General features: G+C 48.2%; 18 protein-coding genes. 9 read left to right on the plus strand and 9 right to left on the minus strand.

What is annotated here, in order from left to right; translation table 11 throughout:
* Window positions 1-74: 74 nt before the first annotated feature.
* Window positions 75-1,577, minus strand: coding sequence for an ATP-binding protein (locus O4H49_RS16940; RefSeq protein WP_269424626.1), 1,503 nt, complete (start codon window positions 1,575-1,577; stop codon window positions 75-77).
* A gap of 163 nt (window positions 1,578-1,740) precedes the next feature.
* On the minus strand, window positions 1,741-2,391 hold the full coding sequence (locus O4H49_RS16945; RefSeq protein ID WP_269424627.1) for a hypothetical protein: 651 nt from the start codon (window positions 2,389-2,391) through the stop codon (window positions 1,741-1,743).
* A gap of 493 nt (window positions 2,392-2,884) precedes the next feature.
* Here O4H49_RS16945 and O4H49_RS16950 point away from each other — a divergent pair, with 493 nt between their 5' ends.
* On the plus strand, window positions 2,885-3,262 hold the full coding sequence (locus O4H49_RS16950; protein ID WP_269424628.1) for a hypothetical protein: 378 nt from the start codon (window positions 2,885-2,887) through the stop codon (window positions 3,260-3,262).
* Window positions 3,263-3,374: 112 nt separating this feature from the next.
* Here the strand turns inward: O4H49_RS16950 and O4H49_RS16955 are convergent, their stop codons facing one another.
* The 5 genes from O4H49_RS16955 to O4H49_RS16975 all read right to left on the minus strand — a co-directional run bounded on the left by O4H49_RS16955 (window position 3,375) and on the right by O4H49_RS16975 (window position 10,763).
* On the minus strand, window positions 3,375-4,262 hold the full coding sequence (locus O4H49_RS16955) for an ABC transporter permease (protein ID WP_269424629.1): 888 nt from the start codon (window positions 4,260-4,262) through the stop codon (window positions 3,375-3,377).
* Window positions 4,259-5,269: an ABC transporter permease gene (locus tag O4H49_RS16960; protein WP_269424630.1), complete on the minus strand. Its 1,011-nt coding sequence runs from the start codon at window positions 5,267-5,269 to the stop codon at window positions 4,259-4,261. The genes O4H49_RS16955 and O4H49_RS16960 overlap by 4 nt, the downstream gene beginning before the upstream one ends.
* Window positions 5,262-6,353, minus strand: a complete 1,092-nt coding sequence (locus O4H49_RS16965) for an ABC transporter ATP-binding protein (RefSeq protein ID WP_269424631.1) — start codon at window positions 6,351-6,353, stop codon at window positions 5,262-5,264. Before O4H49_RS16965 ends, O4H49_RS16960 begins: the two co-directional genes overlap by 8 nt.
* A 114-nt stretch (window positions 6,354-6,467) precedes the next feature.
* Window positions 6,468-7,607: an extracellular solute-binding protein gene (locus O4H49_RS16970; protein WP_269424632.1), complete on the minus strand. Its 1,140-nt coding sequence runs from the start codon at window positions 7,605-7,607 to the stop codon at window positions 6,468-6,470.
* A gap of 942 nt (window positions 7,608-8,549) precedes the next feature.
* Window positions 8,550-10,763, minus strand: coding sequence for a methyl-accepting chemotaxis protein (locus O4H49_RS16975; protein WP_269424633.1), 2,214 nt, complete (start codon window positions 10,761-10,763; stop codon window positions 8,550-8,552).
* A 364-nt stretch (window positions 10,764-11,127) separates the two neighbouring features.
* Here O4H49_RS16975 and O4H49_RS16980 point away from each other — a divergent pair, with 364 nt between their 5' ends.
* From O4H49_RS16980 to O4H49_RS17000, 5 genes are all read left to right on the plus strand, one after another.
* On the plus strand, window positions 11,128-12,618 hold the full coding sequence (locus tag O4H49_RS16980; protein ID WP_269424634.1) for a PLP-dependent aminotransferase family protein: 1,491 nt from the start codon (window positions 11,128-11,130) through the stop codon (window positions 12,616-12,618).
* A gap of 466 nt (window positions 12,619-13,084) precedes the next feature.
* On the plus strand, window positions 13,085-14,002 hold the full coding sequence (locus O4H49_RS16985; RefSeq protein WP_269424635.1) for a bifunctional enoyl-CoA hydratase/phosphate acetyltransferase: 918 nt from the start codon (window positions 13,085-13,087) through the stop codon (window positions 14,000-14,002).
* Between the two features lie 101 nt (window positions 14,003-14,103).
* A complete protein-coding gene (locus O4H49_RS16990) occupies window positions 14,104-17,055 on the plus strand; it encodes a molybdopterin oxidoreductase family protein (RefSeq protein WP_269424636.1) in 2,952 nt (983 codons plus the stop codon).
* A complete protein-coding gene (locus O4H49_RS16995) occupies window positions 17,052-17,804 on the plus strand; it encodes a 4Fe-4S dicluster domain-containing protein (RefSeq protein WP_269424637.1) in 753 nt (250 codons plus the stop codon). The genes O4H49_RS16990 and O4H49_RS16995 overlap by 4 nt, the downstream gene beginning before the upstream one ends.
* 39 nt (window positions 17,805-17,843) lie before the next feature.
* Complete coding sequence (locus O4H49_RS17000) at window positions 17,844-18,797, plus strand: dimethyl sulfoxide reductase anchor subunit family protein (RefSeq protein WP_269424638.1); 954 nt, start codon at window positions 17,844-17,846, stop codon at window positions 18,795-18,797.
* A 91-nt stretch (window positions 18,798-18,888) separates the two neighbouring features.
* Here O4H49_RS17000 and O4H49_RS17005 read toward each other — a convergent pair whose 3' ends face one another.
* Window positions 18,889-19,986, minus strand: a complete 1,098-nt coding sequence (locus O4H49_RS17005) for a Glu/Leu/Phe/Val dehydrogenase dimerization domain-containing protein (RefSeq protein WP_269424639.1) — start codon at window positions 19,984-19,986, stop codon at window positions 18,889-18,891.
* A gap of 312 nt (window positions 19,987-20,298) precedes the next feature.
* Here O4H49_RS17005 and O4H49_RS17010 point away from each other — a divergent pair, with 312 nt between their 5' ends.
* The 3 genes from O4H49_RS17010 (at window position 20,299) to O4H49_RS17020 (ending at window position 22,663) form a co-directional block, all read left to right on the plus strand.
* Window positions 20,299-20,784 (plus strand): Lrp/AsnC family transcriptional regulator, encoded by a 486-nt coding sequence (locus O4H49_RS17010; protein WP_269424640.1) that lies wholly within the window; start codon window positions 20,299-20,301, stop codon window positions 20,782-20,784.
* A 192-nt stretch (window positions 20,785-20,976) separates the two neighbouring features.
* Window positions 20,977-21,537, plus strand: coding sequence for a hypothetical protein (locus tag O4H49_RS17015; protein WP_269424641.1), 561 nt, complete (start codon window positions 20,977-20,979; stop codon window positions 21,535-21,537).
* A 232-nt stretch (window positions 21,538-21,769) separates the two neighbouring features.
* On the plus strand, window positions 21,770-22,663 hold the full coding sequence (locus tag O4H49_RS17020) for an alpha/beta fold hydrolase (RefSeq protein WP_269424642.1): 894 nt from the start codon (window positions 21,770-21,772) through the stop codon (window positions 22,661-22,663).
* A gap of 199 nt (window positions 22,664-22,862) precedes the next feature.
* Here O4H49_RS17020 and O4H49_RS17025 read toward each other — a convergent pair whose 3' ends face one another.
* The gene (locus tag O4H49_RS17025) at window positions 22,863-24,479 is read right to left on the minus strand and encodes an acyl-CoA synthetase (protein ID WP_269424643.1); all 1,617 of its coding nucleotides are present in this window, start codon (window positions 24,477-24,479) and stop codon (window positions 22,863-22,865) included.
* Window positions 24,480-24,514: the final 35 nt, after the last annotated feature.

Consider the following 24,514-nt stretch of genomic DNA (forward strand, 5'->3'; position numbering starts at 1 on the left):
ATCTCTACGATCCTTCCGAATGCTGGAATTTCTTCAAGGCTGCTGGATATGTCTCAGATTAAAAGCAAAAGGCTTTAATGCGAAGAGGTAGCTCCCTGAGAAATTAATCGCTCGGCGGGGATTATGATTGAAAACGTACACCCCTGCCCCTCTTCACTGACTATTTCCAGTTCCGCATTATGCATCCGGGCAAAACTATCAACCAACCACAAGCCAATACCCAGTCCCTGAACACCCTTGTCTTCAGATGATTTTCCGCGATAGTTCTCATTCCGTAGTCGTCGGATCTCCTCCCCGGAAATTCCGATACCGTTATCTTCGACCGCGAGTACTAACTGTCCTTTCGTCAACTTGAAGGTCACCACAATTTTTGATGCTTCACTATACTTTACGGCGTTATCGACCAGGTTGGTCAACATCTGCCGCAAGGCTCGCCCATCTCCCCGTAACTGGCAGTCTTGAGCCAGAGAGACAACATTGATTCCAATACCTGCTTTCTCAACAGAGGACCTCAACACAGGTTCGATGGACGAAATCAAGAGGCTTATATCGATAATTTCCTCTTCATAACGCCAGCCAGAACCCTCGAGGTTATCGGTGGAGAGAAGCTGATTGATCATACGGAGCAAATGCTGGCCACTATCATGGATCGATTTGCTATAGTCGATGTATTTTTCATTTCCCAGCTTACCCAGCAATTCATTTTGCATCACTTCTGAGAAACCAATTATTGCATTTAAGGGAGATCGAAGATCATGACCTACGCCTTTAAGAAGCCGGCTTTTAGCACGGTCAGCACTTTCGAGAGAGGTATTCTGTTCAGCCAGTTCAACAGCCAATCGTTTGTTTTCACGTGCAGAGGACTGGAGCAAACCCACTGTTGGTAACATCAGAAAGGCCCCTAATATCGTCACAAAAACGGCGAGACCAACACCCACACTATTCATTTCCTGCTCTAGAGCCGTAATTTGAGGAAGATCTATCACAACCTCACGCGCCCCCCGAAAATCCCCGACCTCCCAAATTCTGTTAAACCCGGAGTTATTATGACAGGTAACACAATCCTTTTTCATCAACATTGATTTGGAATAGCGGATAACCTCTCGCCCCTCTAAAGTTTCAAAGCGAGAGAAGACCATTTCAGGGTTCTGCGCCAGGAACTCAAGAGATTTTTCCTGAAAATCATCCAGTATACGATGGGCGCGTCGTTTAAATGGATAATAGCTATAGAGTGCTGTAACCATACCCGTATTCTCTTCCTGCAGCTTCTCACCAAAGGTGATTGTCATTGTTGCCGGAAAGGGAATCTGATCATTGTGCGCCGTATAATCATCAGAGAGCTTTATACCAGCGGCCTCAGCCCGGGGCACAATATCTTTTGAATAGAAATTATGAAGTGTGGTAATAGAAACTTCAAAAGCTTTTGCAGTCTCATAGGCCAGAGCCTTTCTGGTCTGATCTACATAATAGCGTGAACCAAGCAGAAAAAGCGCAAATACAACCAAAATAAAAAACCCCACAACAACTTGGGGGTGTCGCCCAATTATCTGGTAAATTTTCCACGTGGTTCTGGTCATTATTACCCTTGTATTCCCGGACTTAGAGCGTTTCTCTGATTAAGCAAGACTGACAGCACATCGACTATTAACAGACGATTAAGAAAATCATAAACACCATTTCACTGAACAAGTCGATATTGATTTGGCGATTTATTGCTTCAAAGCCATTGCTACAGAGACATCATTCGGGGGTATTTTCAAAGAGATCCTCAATGCTCTGGCGACGATAAGTTGCGATCTCACTCCAGATTTCCTCTGAAAACTCCCGATTTTCCGAGTAAAATTTGTGACTGATCATCATATACCAGTCATATTCGGCAAAAGCCGGTTTTAACTCGACGATCTCGTTAACCAACCCTGATCTGGCCAACAACTCACGACCGATATTACGCTCAATAATATAAGCAGCAAGATGCCCTTCGGCGACAAGTGACAAGCCTTTTTCGGGAGAATGCACAGTATTGGCCTCAAGCCCGAAATCTTCCTTTAGCCGCTTGACGACAACATATCCCAGCGGCGCCCCTATGGACATTTCGACATTATTAAATGCGGTACCATCCCACATCAACACCGTGTCACTACGCGCAAAAAGCATATAGGAAACCCGTAAAAGACGGCGGTCAAAATCCGGAGCAGCATCTGCCCCGGTCTCTGAGCTGGCATTGGAATCAAAAGGGTATTGTCCGAGGGCTTCCCGTTCCTTGAGGTATATTGAAGGAAATACTGCATCAATTTCATTGTTTTCCAGCAAAGCCAGACAACGTTTCCAGGGGCGCCTTATATACCCGGCCTTTACATCTATTTTTGCAAGAGCTTCAGATATCATTGTCACAAAGATACCTGGATTTGTTTCTGGAATGAAATCTCCACTCCCCATCGTAAAGGGGGGAAAGCTTTTATCTTCAAAACAAATGCGAAAATTACGTTCTGAAGCTGTTGCGTTGTGTGCCAGAAAGATACTGAAAAGCAGCGGAATAGCCCTTTTCAGATAATCATGATGTCTTTTCATTTACACTCACTGTCTGGCAACTCTCTCTATCTTTACTGAAATTAATAAAAAAAAATATAATTTTTATAAATAAAAAACTTTCCGGCTTATCCACAAAGCCAACTGGAATAATTTTATGGGTCCAGTTTTCCAGCATCTCTGGCGATATTTTTGATTTTATGATAGATAGTTAACGGAGGTTTTTTTGCAGTTTTGAACGGATCATCTAAAAGTGATCAGAGAATTTCCGCCTTGACGATTGCCACCTTTTATATCCAAAGCCAATCGGAATTTTACCGTCAGATACGTTAGACAAACGACAAAAGGAAATCGGTCAATGATGCCTACCACAGTTCACAGTATCTTTAAGTACACAGTCCAGATCCTGAACACCAAAGGCAACGCCGATACGCCAAAAGCACAAATCATCGTTCGATTGCTCAACAAGGAAGATAAAACCTGTGGGGTTGCCGTCTTCAAGGATTATGGTGAAACTAATGCGCAAAATCCTTACGGCGATCACCAGAAACAAACGGCAACCGCCTATTATGACATCAAGTACTATCAGTCTTTTGTCGATATTTTACGTCTTGAGAAAGAACTCTTCTGGAAAATCGCCTGGCAGCAAATCGGTCCGAACAAAACCGTTCTCGATGTCTCCCTGGATACAAAAGCAGAAATCATTGGCGAGCATTTTGGCAATGGTGGCGCCTGACAGCAAAACGTCTTTCCCGATAAAATAAACAAGCCCCAGCTTTACGAATAAAAAGATATGGCGATTGAAGATAAACTCAATCGCCATATCTTTTTTTGATCCTATATATTGCTCAGACTGGCGCCATTGCATTGTCTGCCTTATCAGCGGCACGCTTGGCGGCTTCCGCTGCAATCTTCTCCTTGCGCATCTCCTTGCGACGGTAAACTTCGTGCAGAATAGCACCAAGTAAAGTCACACAGACGATAACAACGGCCAAAGCACTGAGAGAAGGATTTGTTCCCAATCGCACCTTGCCTGCCAATACCGTCGTCAATGTACTTTCGGCCTGAATGGTAAAGAGGGTCGTATTATAGTTCTCAAAACTGGTTAGAAATGCCAGCACCGCTGCTGACCCGATTGCTGGCCGCAAGAACGGGATCAGGATTTTCCAGAACACTTGCACATTTGTTGCACCCAGATCCAGTGCAGCCTCTTCCTGGGTGCGGTCAAACCGCTGTAAACGTGAGAGGAAAATCAACATACAGTAGGCCGAGATAAAGGTAGATTGCCCCACAATCGTCAGAAAGATCCCGCTGTAGAAAATGGTATCGTAATCTGCCTCCATCCACACACCGAGACGATCCCAGAAAACCAGCGTTGATATCCCCAGAATTACGCCCGGTGTCAGCAGAGGAGAAACGACGATTGTATAGTATATCGGCTGAACCTTTTTGTGCACCTGGGACATTAGAAGAGCTGCGGCCAAACCGATTGGTACAGCAAGAAAAATGACTCCCACACCGATGAGAAGCGAGTTCTGGATACCTGCAATCATCTCCTTGTCATTGGCCAGAACAGAAAACCATTCCAGTGTAAGCTCCTCAATCGGAATTGCCGTCGGAAACTTGGGCGTGTTGAAAGCCGTTATTCCCATCAGTATCAAGGGGCCAAAAAGGTATAGGAAGAACATCCCGATATAAAAACGGATCATGTATTTTTGAATACGATCTGAAGTCATTTTGCCAGCTCCCCCAGATTAACCTTGAAGAGACGCATAATCGTCAGAACGAAGATAATGCAGGAAAACAGAAGAACAAAAGCATAAGCAGATCCCCTCGCCCAATCGCCCCCGGAAAAGAACCAGTCATAGATAATCTGGGTAAACCACAGGCTGCTTGGACCACCCAAAATCTGTGGCACAGCCAAGGCCCCCGCTGATAACATAAAAACCATGGTACAGCCTGATGCGATACCCGGTTTTGCATAGGGAATGACCACGCGATAATGGATGCGCCACCAAGGCGATCCCAGATCCCGTGCGGCTTCAATCTGGTTGTGATCCAGGCTTTCAATCGCATTATATATCGGGAATACCATCAGCAGAATGTAGGCATAACTCAGACCCGCATACATCGCCACGTCGATTTTGATAAAATCAATCGGATCATCAATAAGCCCGATAGAAATCAGAACGGCATTGATCACCCCGCTTGATCCAAAAAGGATACGAAAGGCAAAAGCCCGTAAAATCTCGTTGACCCAGAACGGCAGGATAAGACAAATCAAAAACAGTCTTGCCGTCCCTCCTCTGGCTGTTTGTGCCAGATAATAAGCTATCGGATAACAAAGAGCGAAAGCGAGCAATGTCACCATAACCGAAGCAATAATGGTCCTGAGAAATACCTGTAGATGCAACCAGTTAAACCAGGCCTCGTCACTCTCCCTCCCAAAAATAAGATAGGAATAGTTGACCAGCGTATGCCCTTCGGGATTTCCACCAATAGCCCCATCCCGGAAGGAGTAGTCCACCATATAAAGCTGGGGAGCAACAATCATCAATCCGACCCAGAGCACAACAGCCCCAACGAGATAGGTCGAGACGAACACACCGTTTTTCCGAACAAACTTGATCTGGCGCAGATTTTCCCAAACCCGGGCAGAATTGTTTTGCAGGACAGGCGCAAGCGTCAGAGCCATAATCACGGCAAGAAAAACAACAAAGAATGTACTGAGCGGATCATTCATCGGCCAGTTCTCCTTCGGGCAGAACGATGGCACGGTCTGGATCAAAACAGATCGTTACCTTGTCACCGACATGCATATTGGTATCAACACCATCGTTACTTAAGGAAAGCGCGATATGTTTGCTGCCCTCTCCTTCCAGGTGGATATGTATGGAATGGCCTTCAAACTCTTCCGACAGAACCGTGCTTTCAATGCTGTTTTCAGGAGGGTTTGTGCCCTCAACAAGAGAAAGGGATTCCGGGCGAACAAAAAGGATGGCGGCATCTCCTTCCTGAAGCCCCTGGGTATTTCGTCCCCGCAGTGTTCCGAATTTGTTTTTGATCTGGGCATACTGATTGTCTGCCTGGATGACTTTGCCAAAGAAGGGATTGTTCTCTCCGACAAAGGAAGCAACAAATGCAGTCTGGGGATTGTTGTAGATACTTGTTCCATCTCCGACCTGCTGAATAACCCCGGCAGACATGACAGCCACCCGGTCAGACATGGTCAAAGCCTCCCCCTGATCGTGGGTAATATAGATAAAGGTAATGCCGACACGCTGCTGAATATTGCGCAATTCGCTACGCATGTGTTGCCTGAGCTTCAGATCAAGGGCGGAGAGAGGCTCATCAAGTAATAAAACCTGGGGTTCAACAGCCAGAGCCCTGGCAATAGCTACACGTTGTTTCTGTCCACCAGATAACTCGGAGACCATTTTGTCACCCTGCCCAGGCAAGGCAATAAGGTTAAGGAGCTCTTCAGCCCGGCGGCGACGTTCGGCGTATTTAACGCCTTCAACCTCCAACCCGAAGGCAATATTTTCGGCAACAGACATCAAGGGAAAAAGTGCCAGATTTTGAAAAATCAGGGCTGTAGGACGTTTGTTCGGACCAATCCCTCGCATATCGGCTCCATTGATCCGGATTACTCCTTCGGTAGGTTCATTAAACCCTGAAATTGCTCGCAATATTGTGGTCTTGCCACAGCCGGATGGACCAAGGAAGCTGAAAAACTCTCCCTTTCTAATTGAAAGGTTCGCATCATCTACAGCTGTGAAATTCCCGAAACGAATTGACACATGTTCTAAATCTACACCCGAGCTCATGACGCCCCCAAGACTATTCTCACGGGTTCAACAACTGACCCGGTTTTTTTATTTCAGGAAGAACGAGGAGCACAGACTTTCTGCGCTCCTCTCAATCGAAATTCGCCCAAGAGGCTAGGACGCAACAAACTTGTCCTGGAACTCGGTACGCAGCTGTGCATACCAAGTGGGCTCAGCAGGCCATGCAAAGAGATTATCCAGCGCGTCTCCGGGATAGGCTTCGGCAAAGTTTTTCTTCGATGTCTCGGTCAGGTGAGCATCAGCTCCGATCACCGCCGAATTATAGCCTGTCAGGTTCGCGGTTAACCCACCGAATTCTGGTCTGAAGGAAAATTCGAGGAACGCATATACCTGATCGATATTCTTGGCACCAACCGGCATTGCAATACCATCAACCCAGGCAAGAGCCCCTTCTTTTGGTGCCTGATACTGAACCGGATTACCTTCTGACTTGAGGGCCAGAATTGGTCCATCCCAGGTTTGTCCACGAATAACATCTTCCTGCATCAGACCGTTCTTCTGACCATCGGCATCATTCCAGAATTTTTTGACATTCTTTTTACGGTCAATACAGAACTGGGTAATCTTGGACCAGACATCCTTCATGTCATCTTCGCTCTTATAGGCACGTACAACATCGCCCGGAGCCAGTTCACCAATGGTCTCCATATAAAGTCCGGCGCCGAGCATCATGGAATGTGGACGGCCCATCATTTCATTGTCTCGCCCCTCGACCCAGAGATCGCCATAACTGGGGATGCCACCTTCCGGTGTCCACTTGTCCGTACGCCATGCAATGGCTTCCGTTCCCCAAAGCTGTGGAACCCAGTGTGATCCCTTCCCACCAAAATTCCAGTCGGTTTCTCCGACCTTGGCCATGGAGGCATTCACCCGGTCAATTGGCACTTTGTTCATATCAAATGCCTGCAACAGGTTCAGAGGTTCCCATTGCTGGGCACGCATGTTGGTTGGAGAAACCAGATCAAAGCCCCGACCACGGGTCGCCCGCAGCTTGTTGATGATCTCTTCATTTGATCCAATGCCAGTATGGTTTATCGCAATGCCGGTTTCCTTGGTGAAGGCTTCTTTGAATTCCTCGGGCAGGTAATCAGACCACATCATCACGTTGATCTCACCCGAAGAAGACAGGGCATTTTTTATAAAGGCTGGTGCTGCCAGCACAGATGCCCCTGCAACAGCGGCATTTTTAAGGACTTTACGACGGCTTACAGATTTATTTGTTATAATTGTCATGTATCACTTCTCCCAAATTCCCTGCTGTGATAAGCAAGGTGTTTCCCTGTTCACAGCTTCTGCAGAACTTTTCCAGAACCAAGAAAGCTGTTTCGTTTATTGTTGGGTAAATGTTCGCTTGAATCAGGACCTGTTTGCCGAGACACCTCCCTGTCGAGTGTTGTGAAAAGCGCCTCTTAAAATATTGTTAAATAGGATATAAATCCCGTTATCTCGTAGAAAAGAGCGGGAAAAGAGAATAAAAAATTCTGGTAAAAGACTAATATTCAAAAACAGGGAATTACATCGAAGCAGTAGAAAACACGAACTCTCTGATCCAAAGAGATTTCTGGTACTTACAACAGACATACCCACTGTCAGCTCCTTACCTGAACCGACCAAAAGGCAAGCTGTGAAGAGCTAGTGTTCTTGCGAACGGAAATACGTTATCCGTCAGATAACACTACTCATAAAACGATTAGAGCAATCGCTTGCTGCCTCGGTCAACCTGCCATCGGCGAACATTTCTGCCCGATAGTCCGATAACCCTTACGTTACAGTTCAAATACACAAACAAACAAAACACTGGTGATCTCAGGGAATAATACACTACATAGACGAATTCTGAAAAAAAATTACGAATACTCTTCAAATAACCTAAAGAACATTACAATTTTTATTCATCAATCCCCTGAAGATATTAGTATTTTCACAATTGCCTACCCCGATGCAAAACAAGGCAACTTTCGTTTATGAAAACACGAAACCTCATTTCAAAATACGATCACAAACAAAACTTGATGTGAAAGATCTGAATATTTACCTGTTCTTTGTTTTATTGGCTTTAACTGCCTTGTTATCAATACGGTAATCGAATTGGAAATCCGATCTAGTGCCAACCACAAAAACAAGATGGGTCCAGTTAAGGAACAGATTTGTAATATACGTTGACCATATATGGTATCAGTTGCGAATTTCCTGCATGAAGACATCGACTTCCCTGGACAATGTTTCCAGCTCGACAGCAAGCTTTCTGGAGGCGCTCAATACTGTTTCGGAAGCATCGCCCGTCTCTTCTGAGGCCTGCATGACCTCCTGAATGTTCTGAGACACCCGGGTTGTTCCATCCGCAGCCAGTCGTACGTTTCTCGACATCTCGCCTGTCGCAGAGGACTGCTCGGTTACCGCTGCGGCAATTGAACTGGTGATCTCGTCAACATTCCCCACCGCCAAAGTAACTTTCTTGATTGCCTCAGCCGCCTGCTGAACAGTGGAACGTATTGTCGAGATCTGGGTCGAGATATCATCCGTAGCCGAGCCGGTTTGTGTTGCCAGGTTTTTTACTTCTGACGCCACCACAGCAAATCCCTTGCCAGCATCGCCCGCCCTTGCGGCCTCGATTGTGGCGTTCAATGCCAGAAGATTGGTTTGGTCCGCAATTTCGCTGATCAGATCAACAACGGCACCAATTTTCTCTGCCGCTTCTGACAAGCTATCCACAGCCTGATTGGTCTCTCTGGCATCCGAACTGACCTCACGAGAGGCCGTTGCCGCCAAGGCTGTTTGACGGCTGATTTCCTCAATGGATGAAGAAAGTTCTTCTGAGGCCGCGGCAACAGAATCAACATTAATCGATACATCTGACGAAGCCTGGGACGCCTGGGACGATTTTTGTTGCGCCCGTCCAGCAATGTCATTCATCCCCTGGGCTGTTGTGCTCAAGTCAGAAACAGAGGATTGAACCGTCGAAACAATGGCCTTGACCCGGCTGTTGAATTGATCGGCAAGGGCATTCATATCGGCCTTACGTTTGGCTTCAGCAACTGTTTTTGCCTCTTCACGTTCACGCCGTAGTCGTTCAACATTCAAGGCATTGTTCTTGAAAACCTCAAGCGCCCGGGCCATGGCACCTATTTCATCGTTCTGCCCCGCGGAAACCTCGACTGTCAGATCGCCATTGGCAATATCACTCATGGCAGAAGACAAAACCACCAAACGCTCGATAATCATCCGGCCGACATAAAAGAAAACGATGAAAACCGCCAGAATTACCGAAAGAACCGAGATTGCCGATAGCCAGAACTTGCCCTCAGCAATTGCATCTTCAGAAACGGATACGGAAGCCACAGCCCCTTCTGCCGCTCCTGAAACAACCTGGTTGATCAAGGCTGTAAGCTCCAGAGAAAGTTCGGTATTCCTCATCGATAAAACCTGGATTGTTTGCTGTTCGATTAACATGGCGCGCCGATAGGAAAAGACAGTTTCTTCGGTCAGCAACAGACTAAACAGCTTTTTGCCAAGTTCGCGTATCTTAACGGCTTCGGCAGAGATATCATCGCTGATCAACGAAAGATTATTCTCGCTTCGTGCAACGGCCTTTCTGACCTCTTCTTCAGCGCCATCGACCACTGCAGGGTCTTTAGCCGAGATTGCTTCAGCAAGCTGGGCAAAGATAAAATTAATATCGACGCGCAAGCCAGATGAAACCTGATTTCTCGTCACAGATATCAGGATTTCAATCAATTGATTGGTAACATCAGAACTGCCAAAAGCCTGATCAATTGAATCCTCGGCGGTTTTCTTTGCCTGTTCCTGATAAGGAATGACTGCTGTATCAAAAGCGTACTTCAGGGACAGAAGCTCTGCCATCTTGGCTGAACCCTGGCTTTCCAGTTCCAGCTGTCGGGATACAGAATTATTGAGCTCTGAAAGATTTGAAGAAATATCCCCCGCGACACGCCCAAGCCCCTCGCTAAGCGAGGCATCAAAATCTCCGGCTTTGAGCTCTTGTGTCAGACTCTCCAGCTCTTTTTCCCGCTCCTGAAGCGAGACATAAACCTTGTTTTTCTCATCCCTGTCCGGCGCAGAAATCAGTGCGGGTGCTGCTGTGGCTATTTTTGTTCCAATATCTGACAACTTTAACGCCGTCGTCATCTGCGGCATACTGCGACTTGAAATTTGATCCAGGGACTGGTTCACTCCTTGAAAAGATATCCAGCCAACCAATCCCGCAAGGAGAGTTGTTGCAACGATACTTCCTACCGCAAGAAGCATCTTTACCTTAACACTTAATCCCCGTTGTCCCTCATCAGGTGATGTATGTTTGCCTTCGTGTAAATCAGGATTTTCGTTTGCAGGATTCTCAACGACATGAGAACCCGAAGTTGTTTCAGGCATATTCGTCTCCCCTGGAAGTCCCGAAGCTCAACCGACACGATTTGAACAGATCACTTCCCGTATTTGATACACAGCTGACAAGTTTTTGGCCCGAACCACCCCGCAGGCACCTTTTTAAACAATGATCATAGGGGAAAATGTCTTAAAATCTTCCTACCCGGAGATTTCAAGACCGGTTTCTCCAGATAAAAACCCCATGCATTTTCTATTATTTCACCCCTCACCGTAAGATCGGAGAAAGACCTGCAGTTAGAACCAGTACTCAGAACATGATGAGTCCAGAATAAAAGCGTGATATAGCCTTATGAACAAATGACTTAGATTGACGCAGAGAATCCGGATAATCAATAAAGGGGATATGCAGGTGGCCAGTGACATACTTTTTCATTTGGATAAAAACAGCCGTGAATCCCTGCAAAGCCAACTTAGACGAGCAATCCTCAATGCCATTCTAAACAGTACTCTTCCTGCTGGTTTCAAGTTACCCTCCAGCCGAAAGCTCGCAAAAGATCTGGGTATTTCCCGCAACACGGCCATTCTGGTTTACCAAAGCCTGACGGATGACGGCTATCTGGTCGCGCATGAAAGAAGCGGTCTTTTTGTTAACAAGGATTTTGTCGCAGGATTGGAACAATCACGCCTGTCACCAGAAAAAGTCAGAGCCCCGCTCCGTAATCAGGAAAAAGATCCTGACTGGAACAGTCGCCTTTATCTGCGTCCGTCAGATCTGGATTACCTTAACCTTCCCAAGAACTGGCAACACAAACCCTATCCTTTTATTTATGGCCAGCCGGACCGCGGGTTGTTTCCGCTGACGGCCTGGAGGGAATGCAGCAGGTTAGCTCTCAGTACCCGCGATATGGCGGACTGGATCCACGACGACAAGATCTATGATGACCCTCAATTGGTCGAACAGATCAGAACCCGCCTGTTACCAGCAAGAGGAATACATGTGTCAAGTGACCAGATACTGGTTACGCTGGGCGGGCAAAATGCGCTCTACATGCTTGCAGGACTACTTGTTCGCAAGAATACGCGGGTTGCTATTGAAAATCCCGGTTATCCGGATGCCAAAAATATCATGCGGCTTTTTACAGAAAAACTGACCCCGATTCCCGTTGATGAACAGGGCATGGTCGTCGATGAACGCCTGAATGACTGTGATTACGCCTTTGTCACACCAAGCCACCAGTGCCCGACAACAGTAACCATGCCTTTGTCACGGCGCTGCAAGCTGCTTGAAAAAGCAGAAGAACAGGATTTTATAGTCATAGAAGACGACTATGAAAACGAGATCAACTATTTCAAATCCGCCAGTCCCTCGCTCAAGGCCCTTGATACCAATAATCGGGTTATATATATCAGCAGCCTTTCCAAAACCTTGTTTCCTGGGTTGCGTGTTGGATATGTTGTCGCAGCACCCGAACTGATCGCTCAGTTAAGCGATTTCCGCCGCCTTGTTGTCCGCTATACCCCCAGCAATAATCAGCGAACCGTCGCCCTGTTCCTTTCCCACGGCTATTATGACAGCCTTATCTATAGCCTGAGAAAACGTTGGCATCGCCGTTGGGAAGCGGTGAGTGAGGCACTGGATAGCTTTTTGCCGCAGTGCAGCTATCCTCATTCTTCAGGTGGTACGTCCTACTGGGTTAGGGTCCCGGAACAGCTCAGCGCAGACACTTTAGTCAAGGAAGCTTACAATGACGGGGTTTTGATTGAATCTGGACGCCCATTTTTTCTCGAACGTCCTGCTCCTGATACCTATATCCGAATAGGGTTTACATCCATAGAAACGGCCAAGATCGAGCCGGGTATCAAACAGCTGGCAAGCACGATTGAACATCTTGTGAAATAACGAGGTCCCTGCCCCCTGCTTATCTTTACAGGCTATACCAGACTGGACCATTCAGAACTGGACCCATCGAAAGGCTCCATATGGAGCTAGTCGCAACCTCACTCGCGATAAAGAATTGCTGTAGAACAATTAAATCTGATCAGACGGTGCTTCGTACGCCGGAACAGAATTAATAAAAACAGCAAAACCAAAAGGTTTCGCAGGAGGTGTTGTATGTTGAGTTGTGAACTCACCCGTATAATCGATAAGATAATCAGGCATTTTGTAAATTTCAAAGTGCTGCTCCCCCTGTTTTCACCAGTTCACGTCCCTGTCAAACGGAAGTGAAGAAGCTGCTGAGGTGTCCCGACGACCTTCAGCATAAACTCATCGGGAGTGATTCTGAAACAAGGAGAACTCCCGGTTTTTCATTTGAAATCGACTTTACACAGTCCAGGCGAGCAGGCGTACAAATGAGATTTCGTCAATGTTAAGCCAACATCCTGTTGAATGCCCAATCACCCTGATTAATTCGGCTGCCGCGCATGGGCCGATACGAACGGCGATTGTAAATGCGGTTACCCCCATCGCAATGGAAAGTGCCTTTCTCGCAGCACGAGCACGGCTTATTGAGCCGGTATTGATAGGCAATAAAGAAACGATAAAAACGCTGGCCGCAGAGTTTGAATGGGAGACCTGCCATCTGGAAATCCATGATGCTTCAGATGAAGAAGCCGCTGCCGCCTGTGCTGTTGAATTAGCACGGAACAAAATGGTTGGCGCCTTGATGAAAGGCCAAATCCATACCGATATTTTTATGAAGGCAATCATTGATCGCTCAAAGGGATTACGGAGAGAAGGTCGTCTCTCACACGCCTTTTACATGTCGGTGCCGGATTCAGATCGCATCGTTGTGATCACAGACGCAGCAATTAATATCGCGCCAGATCTGGAAACAAAAAAATCAATAATTCTCAATGCTGTAAAGATGCTTCATGCACTGGGAAACAAGCATCCAAAAGTAGCGATCCTTTCTGCAAGTGAAGAAGAAAACCCGCGGATCCCCTCAAGCATGGAAGCTGCAGAACTCACACGCTGGGCGAAAACCTCAATCAGTAATGCCGATGTTTTTGGCCCCATGGCTCTGGATAATGCAATCTCGCCCGAAGCAGCCCGGATCAAAGGGATAGAAAATGCAGTCGCCGGACAGGCAGATATTCTGGTTGTTCCCAATATTGAAACCGGCAATGCCCTGTTCAAGCAGCTGGTTTATTGCGATAGCGCCTGTGCTGCAGGTGTCGTCCTCGGTGCTTCGGTCCCTATCGTTCTTACCAGCCGTGCCGATCCGCCAGCCGCACGTTTGGCGAGCATGGCTATTGCAACCATAGTTGCTCAATATGTATAAACATCTTGAACAGCTGTTTAAGAAATAACGAACTTAACAATCAGCTATAACTCTACCAAAAATAAAAAAAGATCAGGGTTGCTACAGGATGGAGATAAAATATGAGCTTCTTGCCCACGTCCAAACAGGAGCAGGTTGAGACCTCTCCCCATGTATCGGACGAGGTAAAGACAACAACCTGTTACATGTGCGCCTGTCGTTGCGGCATCAAAGTACATTTAAGAGGAGACCAGATCCGCTACATCGAAGGAAATCCGGACCATCCCGTCAATAAAGGGGTGCTTTGTGCCAAGGGTTCTGCCGGGATCATGCAGCATAACTCGCCAGCACGCCTGAGCAAACCCTTGTTGCGAACTGGTGAAAGAGGCTCTGGCCAGTTCAAGGAAATCGAGTGGGAGGAAGCGCTGGAGCTGGCAACCGGGTGGCTCGGGAATATCAGAAAAACCGACCCGGCCAAGCTAGCTTTCTTCACTGGGCGCGATCAATCACAGAGCCTTACCGGCTGGTGGGCCGCAAAATTCGGCACCAGAAACTTTGCTGCCCATGGCGGTTTTTGTTCCGTCAATATGGCTGCAGCTGGACTTTATACCGCGGGTGGGTCCTTCTGGGAGTTTGGCGAACCCGACTGGGATCTGACCAAGTATCTTTTGATGTTCGGGGTTGCCGAAGACCATGACTCGAACCCGATCAAAATCGGTCTGGGCAAGCTAAAGGGACGCAAAGGTACCAAGTTTGTCTCGGTCAATCCGGTTCGCACGGGTTATTCCGGCATTGCCGATGAATGGATCGGGATCAGACCCGGCACAGATGGACTGTTTGTTTTTGCCCTGATCCATGAACTGCTCAAGGCAGAAAAAATCGACTGGCAATACCTCTCACGCTATACCAATGCCGTCTGGCTGGTTATCCAGAATCCCGGTGCCGCAGACGACGGCCTTTTTGCCCGCGATGCCGAGGGAAACCCTCTGTGTTTCGATGCCGCAAAAAAGACACTGGTTTCTGCAAACAATCCCGATACGCAACCAACTCTTGTTGGTGAATACACCCTTCCCGATGGCCATAAGGCGGTCCCTGCTTTCCAGTTGATGGCAGAACGGTACCTTGATCCAAAGTACGCCCCGGATGCTGTCGCCGAACAAATTGGTTACAGCGCCTCCAACATCCGGCGCATTGCCGCCGAAATTGCCGAGGTTGCCTTTGAGCAGGAAATTGTGCTGGACGTTCCCTGGACCGATTGGGCTGGCCGTCAACAGGACAAGATGATCGGCCGTCCGGTTTCCATGCACGCCATGCGGGGGATTTCTGCGCATTCCAATGGGTTTCACACCTGCCGGGCCATACATGTTTTACAGATGTTGCTGGGCTCGATTGATGTGCCCGGTGGCTTTAGGCACAAGCCACCTTTCCCGCGCCCCTGTCCTCCCGGCCCGAAACCCTCAGGACAGGATTCAATCGCAGACACCCCCCTGCCCGGCATGCCATTGGGCTTTCCGACTGGGCCTGAAGACCTTCTCGTGGAAAAAGATGGCAGCCCCAAAAGGATCGACAAGGCCTATAGCTGGGAGTTCCCTCTGGCCTCTCACGGCCTGATGCATATGGTCATTCACAATGCCTGGAAAGGCGATCCCTATCCGGTGGACACTCTGTTCATGTATATGGCGAACATGAGCTGGAACAGTTCCATGAATGTGCCGGGAACCATTAAGTATCTCACTGATAAAAACGAGGATGGCAGCTACAAGATCCCTCGGATCATCTATTCCGATGCCTATCATTCAGAGATGGTGGCTTACGCCGATCTAATCCTGCCGGATACAACCTACCTGGAGCGCTGGGATTGCATCTCTCTTCTGGATCGTCCGATCTGTAGCGCCCATGGGCCCGCTGATTCAATTCGCCAGCCTGTGATCAAGCCGGATCGCGATGTGCGCGCTTTTCAGGAAGTCCTGTTAGATCTTGGTGCCCGCCTTGGGTTACCTGGCATGGTCAAGGAAGACGGATCGCCTGCCTATCCCGGTGGCTATGCTGACTATATTACCAATCACGAGCGATCACCCGGTGTTGGACCTCTGGCAGGCTGGCGGGGAGAAGATGGCAAAAATCACGGCAAAGGCACCCCGAACAAGGACCAGCTCCAACGTTATATTGATAACGGATGTTTCTGGTCCGACGAGTTCACTCCTGAACAGTCCTATTTCAAATTTGCCAATCGCTCTTATCTGGATCGGGCGCAATCTATGTGCTGGATCCCGACAGCGGATCGTATTGTCATGCAAATCTATTCTGAACCAATGCAGAAATTCCGCCTTGCTGCCCGCGGGCATGGCAAAATCCAGCCACCAGATCATCTGCGCAGCCGGATTGAAGAGAGTTTTGACCCTCTGCCATTATGGTATCAACCGCTTGAAGAAAAAGCCTTTGATGGCGAAGATTATCCTTTACATGCCATCACCCAACGCCCGATGCATATGTATCACAGCTGGGGGTCACAAAATGCCTGGTTACGCCAGATTACGGCACAAAACCGCCTGTTCATAAATCAGAAAACGGCTGAAAAACAAGGCATTGTGGATGATGACTGGATCTGGGTTATCTCCCCGCATGGCAAGGTAAAAACCCAGGTGCGTTTAATGAGCGGGGTTAACCCCGACACCATCTGGACCTGGAATGCCATTGGCAAGCGCAAAGGCACCTGGGGGCTGAATACAACGGCTCCGGAATCAAACAAAGGTTTCCTGCTCAATCATATTATTTCCGAACTGCTGCCCCCCAGAGCAGATGGTTATCGCTATTCCAATTCCGATCCGGTTACTGGGCAGGCGGCCTGGTACGACCTGAGAGTGCGCATTGAAAAATGTGATGCTTACGAAGAAGCTGTGACAGAACCGATCTTTGATGCCCTGCCGCCCCTTCCAAACGCACCGGGACAACTGGCCGTTCTGCGTTATGGAGAGAGTTTTCCGAAAACCAAAACAGATAAGCCCAAACCAGAAACAGAAATTCATGAACCTGTCATGGTAAAACAGCCGATCGTGAAAGGAGAAGGCCTATGACCTGCCTTCCTTCTGTCAGCCCGACAAAAAAACTGGGACTGGTCATTGATCTGGATATCTGTGTCGGTTGCCATGCTTGCGCGGTGAATTGCAAGGAATGGAATACAGGGGGGCATTCTGCCCCTCTGACCGATCTCGACCCCTATGGGGCTGACCCAAACGGCGTCTGGTTTAACCGTATCCACAGCTTTGAGGTTGTGGATGAAGACAACGACAGCAAAACCGTTCACTTTCCCAAAAGCTGTCTGCATTGCGATGATGCCCCCTGTGTTACGGTTTGCCCGACGGGAGCCTCCTACAAACGCGAAGAAGACGGGATTGTACTGGTTGATGCCGACAAATGCATCGGCTGCAAACTCTGTTCCTGGGCCTGTGCTTATGGCGCACGGGAATATGACGAAGATGTCGGCATCATGAAAAAATGCACCCTCTGCGTTGACCGGATCTACAACGAGAACCTGCCAGAGGCTTCGCGGGTTCCGGCCTGTGTTTCCACCTGCCCCGTCGGGGCCAGGTCTTTTGGTGATCTGAACGATCCACAATCTGCCGTCAGTCAGCTGGTCGTTGATCGCGGCGGTTTCGACCTGATGGCAGAGCTTGATTATAAACCGGTCAACAAATACCTGCCACCGCGCCCCAAACAAAACGAACACAGCTGCAGCTCAGGCAAGCCAAAACAACTTACTCCCATTGCCACTGAAAAGGCCGGACTCTTTGCCCGCTGGGCCGACAAGGTATTGTCCCTGTGAACAAGGTTTTATCGACTAAATCAACACAAGAGGTTCTCCATGCACCCGGCTAGGTCTGTTATTCTTTTCACCACAGCTTCGGGGGCTGGATACGGGATGATCTTTTTGATTGTCTTGGGCCAGTTGACAGGACTTTTGCCGCTGGACAGCACACTGGCTTTTAGCAGTTTTGGTACCGCTTTCGCCCTGATCATCCTGGGCCTGGCATCTTCTACCTTTCACCTGGGGCGCCCGGAAAGAGCCTGGAGAGCCCTGACACAATGGCGCAGTTCCTGGTTAAGCCGTGAAGGTATTTTTGCCCTGTCGACCTTTATCCCAACAGGACTTTATGCCCTGCTCGCTGCATTTGGTGACGGTATCTTTGGCAACACAATGGTACTTCTGGCGCTCGCCAGTCTGCTTCTTTGTGCAGCGACAGTCTATTGTACGGCCATGATTTACGCGTCCCTAAAACCGGTTCCTGCCTGGTGTAATCATCTGGTTCCAGCAAGTTATCTTGTTCTTGCCCTCTCCTCCGGCGCCCTGTTGCTCAACTGTATCTTGTATTTTCATTCCCTGAATAACAGGATTACCGACGGTATTACCGTCATTCTGTTGCTGGCAGGTCTGGTAACCAAGTTTCTATATTGGCAATACATCGCTGAAAACAAAGGCCTATCTTCTGTTGGAACCGCTACAGGACTGGGTAAAATGGGGAAGGTCAGGCTGCTTGAAGCCGCACACAGCGAAGCCAACTATCTGATGAAGGAAATGGGGTTCAAAATTGCCCGTAAACACAGCCGGCGCCTGCGCAAGATCACTTTTGTCTGTGGGTTTATTCTACCGGTTTTTCTGATCTCGGTCGCCGGGCTATTTGCAAGCACTGCCCTTACCAATCTTGTGATAACTCTTAGCATTCTGCTCGGCACGATTGGGGTTCTCACAGAGCGCTGGCTTTTCTTTGCCGAAGCCAAACACAGTGTCAGTCTCTATTACGGAGCAGAAAAACTCTAACATCATACCTCCTTGATGGATATCTCCTCAAGGAAACTACGCTGAGGCAGACTAGAACTGCCTCAGCGTTTTTTATCAAGTTCAACGATAATCAGGCGACGTTTTTAGCTGTTTTACCAATCTGCATATCATTTCCATGAAGCTGCTGTGCTTGGAGGATTTTCTCCTGTGCCATTGAATCAGCAACATCACTGGTTGATCGGCCCTCGTGATCGGCTCGTTTGAAAATATCCAGCAACACGTCATGAATATTGGCAACCTTTCGCTCTACCGATGCACGATCATAACGCCCGCCAATTTCCCCTGCGACGTTAATAATGCCACCCGCATTGATAACATAATCCGGTGCATAGAGAATTTTTTGCAGGCGTAACAAATGCCCATCTGTTGCCGAAGCCAGTTGATTGTTCGCTGCACCGGCAACAATCGGTGCCTTGATCCGGGGGATCGTTTGCTCGTTCAGAACGGCACCGAGTGCGCAAGGAGCCAAGACGTCTACATTGTAAAAGAGAATTTCATCACAGGAAACAGCTGATGCACCAAAGGTGGCTACTGCCTTTTGTACGACTGCATCATTTATATCAGCAACAATCAGCTTTGCCCCTGCAGCATGCAGTTCCTCACAAAGGTGCCAGCCGACATGTCCCAGTCCCTGTACTGCAACCCGGAGACCTTTCAGGTTTTCTCGGGCCAGACGATGGCGGACAGCGGCCACAATCCCGTTATACGTCCCACGCGCTGTAAAGGGGGATGGGTCGCCACTTGCCGCCTTCCCTGTATTCAATCCCCCCACATGGGCTGTTTCACGGGCCACAATTTCCATATCGGAAACCGATATCCCCACATCTTCCGCCGTAATGTATTTTCCGGATAGTCCTTCGACAAATCGCCCAAAAGCCCGAAACAATGCTTCGGATTTATCTTTTTTAGCATCACCGATAATGACAGCCTTCCCCCCACCCAGATCAAGTCCGGCCATGGCGTTTTTATAACTCATCCCCTTGGAAAGCCTTAACGCATCGCGAAGCGCTTCGTCATCGCTGGCATACGACCACATACGGCAGCCGCCTGCAGCGGGTCCCAATGCGGTTGAATGAACCGCGATTATTGCCTTGAGACCAGAAGTGGCATCATGGCAGAAAACAACCTGCTCGTGCCCGGCAAAAGCCTCATTCTTAAATACGCCCATTGTACTGTTTCCCCGGATCGATCTAACGATCAGTCAAAATTGATTATCCGCAGAACAGGCTACGTGCAGATGGAAAACAAAATCCAGACAGAGAAGAGAAAAAGCCACAAACTGTACGTCCAGCACCCGACACAAGGTCCAGCATCATTTCTCTCCTGCTCTACAAATTATTTTGCAGCTGCCGCTTGTTCTGTTTGATTACGGCTTTCTAATATTTTGCCAAAGCCCTTGAGGAATGTTCTTTCTTTTACGCTTCGTTTTCCTGTATTTTGGCAATCTGGTTTCCCAAAATCTGATTTTATTGAAAAAACTATGCCCATATCATTGGATAATACCGATAAAAAGATCCTGAAACTGATGCAGCAGGATTCTGATCTCAGCAATGCAGAGATTGCTGAGAGAGTCGGGCTCTCGACGGCCCCCTGCTGGCGCCGGATCAAGCGCCTCGAAGAAAATGGTATTATCCGGCAAAAAGTTGCCATTCTTGACCCGGACAGTCTGGGGCTCGAAATTGTGGTTTTTGCCACTGTCAAGGTGACAGCACAGGCTCAGCATGGACTGGAAGACTTTGAGCGGCGGGTCAGTCGTTTTGACGAAATCACCGAGTGCTATACCGTTAGTGGCGGGATGGATTATATCCTGCGTATTGTCACGACGGATATGCGTTCCTATGAACGTTTTCTTCGGGACAATCTCTTGCAAATCCCCAATATCGGCGAGGTTCATTCCCGCTTTGCTGTTTCGAAAGTCAAATACACAACAGCTTTACCGCTTGATCTGATCAAAACCAAAGACTGAATATTAGACTCACAGGCGAATAAAACTTGAAAGTCAGGGTTCTATCTTCTAGCTTGTCACAAGGTTTTTAAGGGACGCCTGCCGCCGAAAGTCTTATCACCCTGTTGCAATGTCGTTTTGACTTTTTATATCACCTAAGATTTCTTCTGGATCGCATGGAGCGGGAATGATCCGGGTTAAGGAGAAAGCTCTATGGCCGATATTATCAAAGATCTCAAACACAAAGCACGATTCCTGCACCGCAATATCTTGACCGGTAAGCAGGCAAGTCTGGACTTTATCCAAAAGCATCCTGATTTAAAGTCCCACTCTATCGAGGCATTGCTCACCGAGGTCAAACGCAAGCACTGCCTTTCGCAGATCGCAAATGCTCTTGGGTTTAGCAGCTGGTATTCACTTGTAAAAATCTTGCAATTACAGACTTTTCCCTCTCCTCCTACAGGGCGTTCTAATCTGGACTACGGCAAGATTCTGTCTCCATCTCGCTGCAGGGTTTATACCAATGTCTGGTCGGTAAATTATGAAGAGGCAAAGGATGTTCGGGCAAAAAACAATGGTTTTCTATTGACCTATGGAACTCAATACCTCGTCACGGAAGAAGATTACATAACAACTTTGGGCCTGGATCCAAGGGATGAAAATTGGAACAGGATTGGCAGAGATTGGGCAAACCCCAAGGATATCAATGCCAGGAGCGCGCTTTATCAAGCCCTGATCAATTATACTCTCGAAGGCCAGGACTGGTTATCATAATGAAGTTAAAAAATTAAAATCAAACTTGCACAGAGGATAAGAGTGAACTGTTTCACCTTGCGGTCACAGGAAAGTAAAACTCATACCCGAATGCAGAGTTACAATATTCCTGCTGGTATTTTCTCTTTACCGATTTACTTATTTTTATTTTACTGAATCAGTATTCGAATAAAAAAAACACTGCCATAAATTCAGACGTTGAATTGATCAAGATAATTGAGAGGTAAGGCAGATGAAGTCAATTAAGGCTGGCGTTCTGGAAATCGCTTATCACGAAACTGGCCCAACAAATGGTACCCCTGTTGTTCTTCTGCACGGCTTTCCATATGACGTTCAAGCCTATGATGCAGTCTCTTCCAGTCTTGCAAATCAGGGATTTCATTGCTTCGTTCCATATCTTCGCGGCTATGGCCCAACTCGCTTCCTTTCCACTGACACGATGCGCTCTGGCGAGCAAGCTGCGCTCGGCGCAGACCTTCTGGCCTTTATGGACGCGCTTTCGATAAAAAATGCCTTGCTTGGTGGATATGACTGGGGTGGACGAGCGGCCTGCATTGTCGCCGCACTCTGGCCGGAACGCGTTCGTGGCCTGGTGAGTTGCGGCAAGGGTTACAACATTCAAGATATTGCAAATGCCTGGAAACCAGCTCCAGCGGCCCAAGAAGCCCGCTACTGGTATATGTATTACTTCCACAGTGAACGAGGACGGACCGGATTAACGCAGAACAGACGTGAACTATGCCATCATATCTGGTCGCTCTGGTCACCAAGCTGGAGGTTTAATGAGGCGACCTGGGCTAAAACGTCTCCTTCATTTGACAATCCGGACTTCGTGGAAATCGTAATTCATTCTTATCGGCACCGTTTTGGTGGTATTCTTGGTGATCCTGCCTACCATCGGATCGAAGAACGTTTGGCCGCTCAACCCGGTATTTCTACACCATGTATTGTGCTTCAGGGACAGGATGATGGGGTCGACCCACCTGTAGAGGAGGATATAGATCGACTGCTTTTCTCAGGATTCTATGAGCGTCGGATCATAGAGGGCACGGGCCATAATCTGCCGCAAGAAGCCCCGGAGGCCTTTACTGATGCGGTGCTGACATTATCAGAAGTTCAGCAATAGGAAATGAAATACCAACAGCATTTCAGTCCAGCAACATTTCTGCTCGTGTGTCTTGCCCCAGCATGTCAAAAAAAACCGATCATTTTTGCGTAATTAAGGAAAACTCTCTTCAGACCAATACCGCAGGAAACGACACAATCAAAAAACAGAACCGATTATATGAAGTACTGCATAGCTGGTTAATTAAATGAGTTGAGCATCATCCTAGAGTTCTCAATTCCCGGCGGATAATCTTGCCTGTAGTGGTCATGGGTAATTCTGCAACAAAAGCGACTTCACGCGGGTATTCATGTGCAGCAAGCTGGCTTTTGACAAAGGTCTGGATTTCTTTGACCAGCTCCGGGCTTTCGCTATAGCCCTCGTTCAGGACCACAAAAGCTTTTACTATTTCCGTTCGCTGCGGATCGGGTTTGCCCACTACCCCGGCCATACGCACGGCGGGATGAGCGATAAGGCAGTCTTCGATCTCTCCCGGCCCGATACGATACCCCGAGGAGGTAATTACATCATCATCCCGGCCAACAAACTGGATCCAGCCCTGATCATCCAGAATGCCGGTATCGCCCGTGAGTAACCAGGTCCCTGCAAATTTTTGTGCGGTTGCTTCAGGGTTGTTCCAGTACTGCAGGAACATAACCGGGTCCGGGCTCTTGACGCCGATATTTCCAAGCTGACCAGTCGGAAGCTCTATCCCCTTGTCGTCAACAATTGCCAGTTCATGCCCAGGGACGGCACGTCCCATAATGCCCGGGCGGGCAGACATGATCTTGGCGCAGGATGAAACGATCATATTGCATTCTGTCTGACCATAAAATTCATTGATCGTCAGGCCAAAAGTCTTGTGGCCCCAGTCAAGCAATTCTGTGCCAAGCGTTTCCCCTCCAGACGCGATAGAGCGCATCTGGAGATTCCAGCGCTTTTCCGGCTCTTTCACAGTCCGCATCATTTTCAATGCTGTCGGCGGGATAAAGGCATTGCGAATATTCTGCTGTTCTAAAAGATCAAAAGCTGCTTCTGCAGTGAATTTTTCAAATCGCCGGGCCACCACTGTTACACCGTGATGTAACGCGGGGAGCAACACATCCAGCAAACCGCCAATCCAGGCCCAGTCCGCCGGGGTCCAGATTTTATCTCCCGGTTGAGGAAAGAAATCATGCGACATCTCGACCCCGGGCAAATGCCCGAGCAAGACCCTGTGCGCATGGAGCGCGCCTTTGGGTTGCCCGGTTGTGCCGGATGTATAGATAATCACGGCCGGATCATCTGCCCGGGTTATGACGGGTGTAAAACGCTCTGACTGTTCTGCAATTTCCCGATGCAGATCTCTGGCTCCATCAAGCGGGCCATCGATTGACAGGACAAGTTCCAGTTCTGGCAAACGGTCCCTGATTTCTGCGAGTTTACGTACACCGTCGGCATTGGTAATAACCACCCGCGCCCCAGAATTTGATAAACGATATTCAAGTGCCTCGACACCAAAAAGCATAAATAACGGAATGGCGATACAGCCCATTTTATAAGCTGCAATATGGGAAAATGCGGTTTCAGGAGATTGAGGAAGCAGAATGGCGATCCTGTCACCACGAACAATTCCACTGCCTCCGAGCAGGTTCGCCAAGCGGTTTGAGAGTTTTTTTAAATCGCCAAAAGAATAGTCACTAACCTGTCCGACCGTATCAATAAAGCTGAGTGCAAGCCGCTCCGGCTCACGCTCAGCCCATTTGTCACAGACATCTACACCAATGTTGTAGTTGTCCGGAATTTCCCAGATAAAAGCCTCTTGAACAGATTCATAGCTTGGCCCCTGACGTAACATTACTCTTTCCCCGCAGGATTATTTTTTTTGGTACC

Source organism: Kiloniella laminariae (assembly GCF_027214005.1).
GTDB lineage: Bacteria > Pseudomonadota > Alphaproteobacteria > Kiloniellales > Kiloniellaceae > Kiloniella > Kiloniella laminariae_A.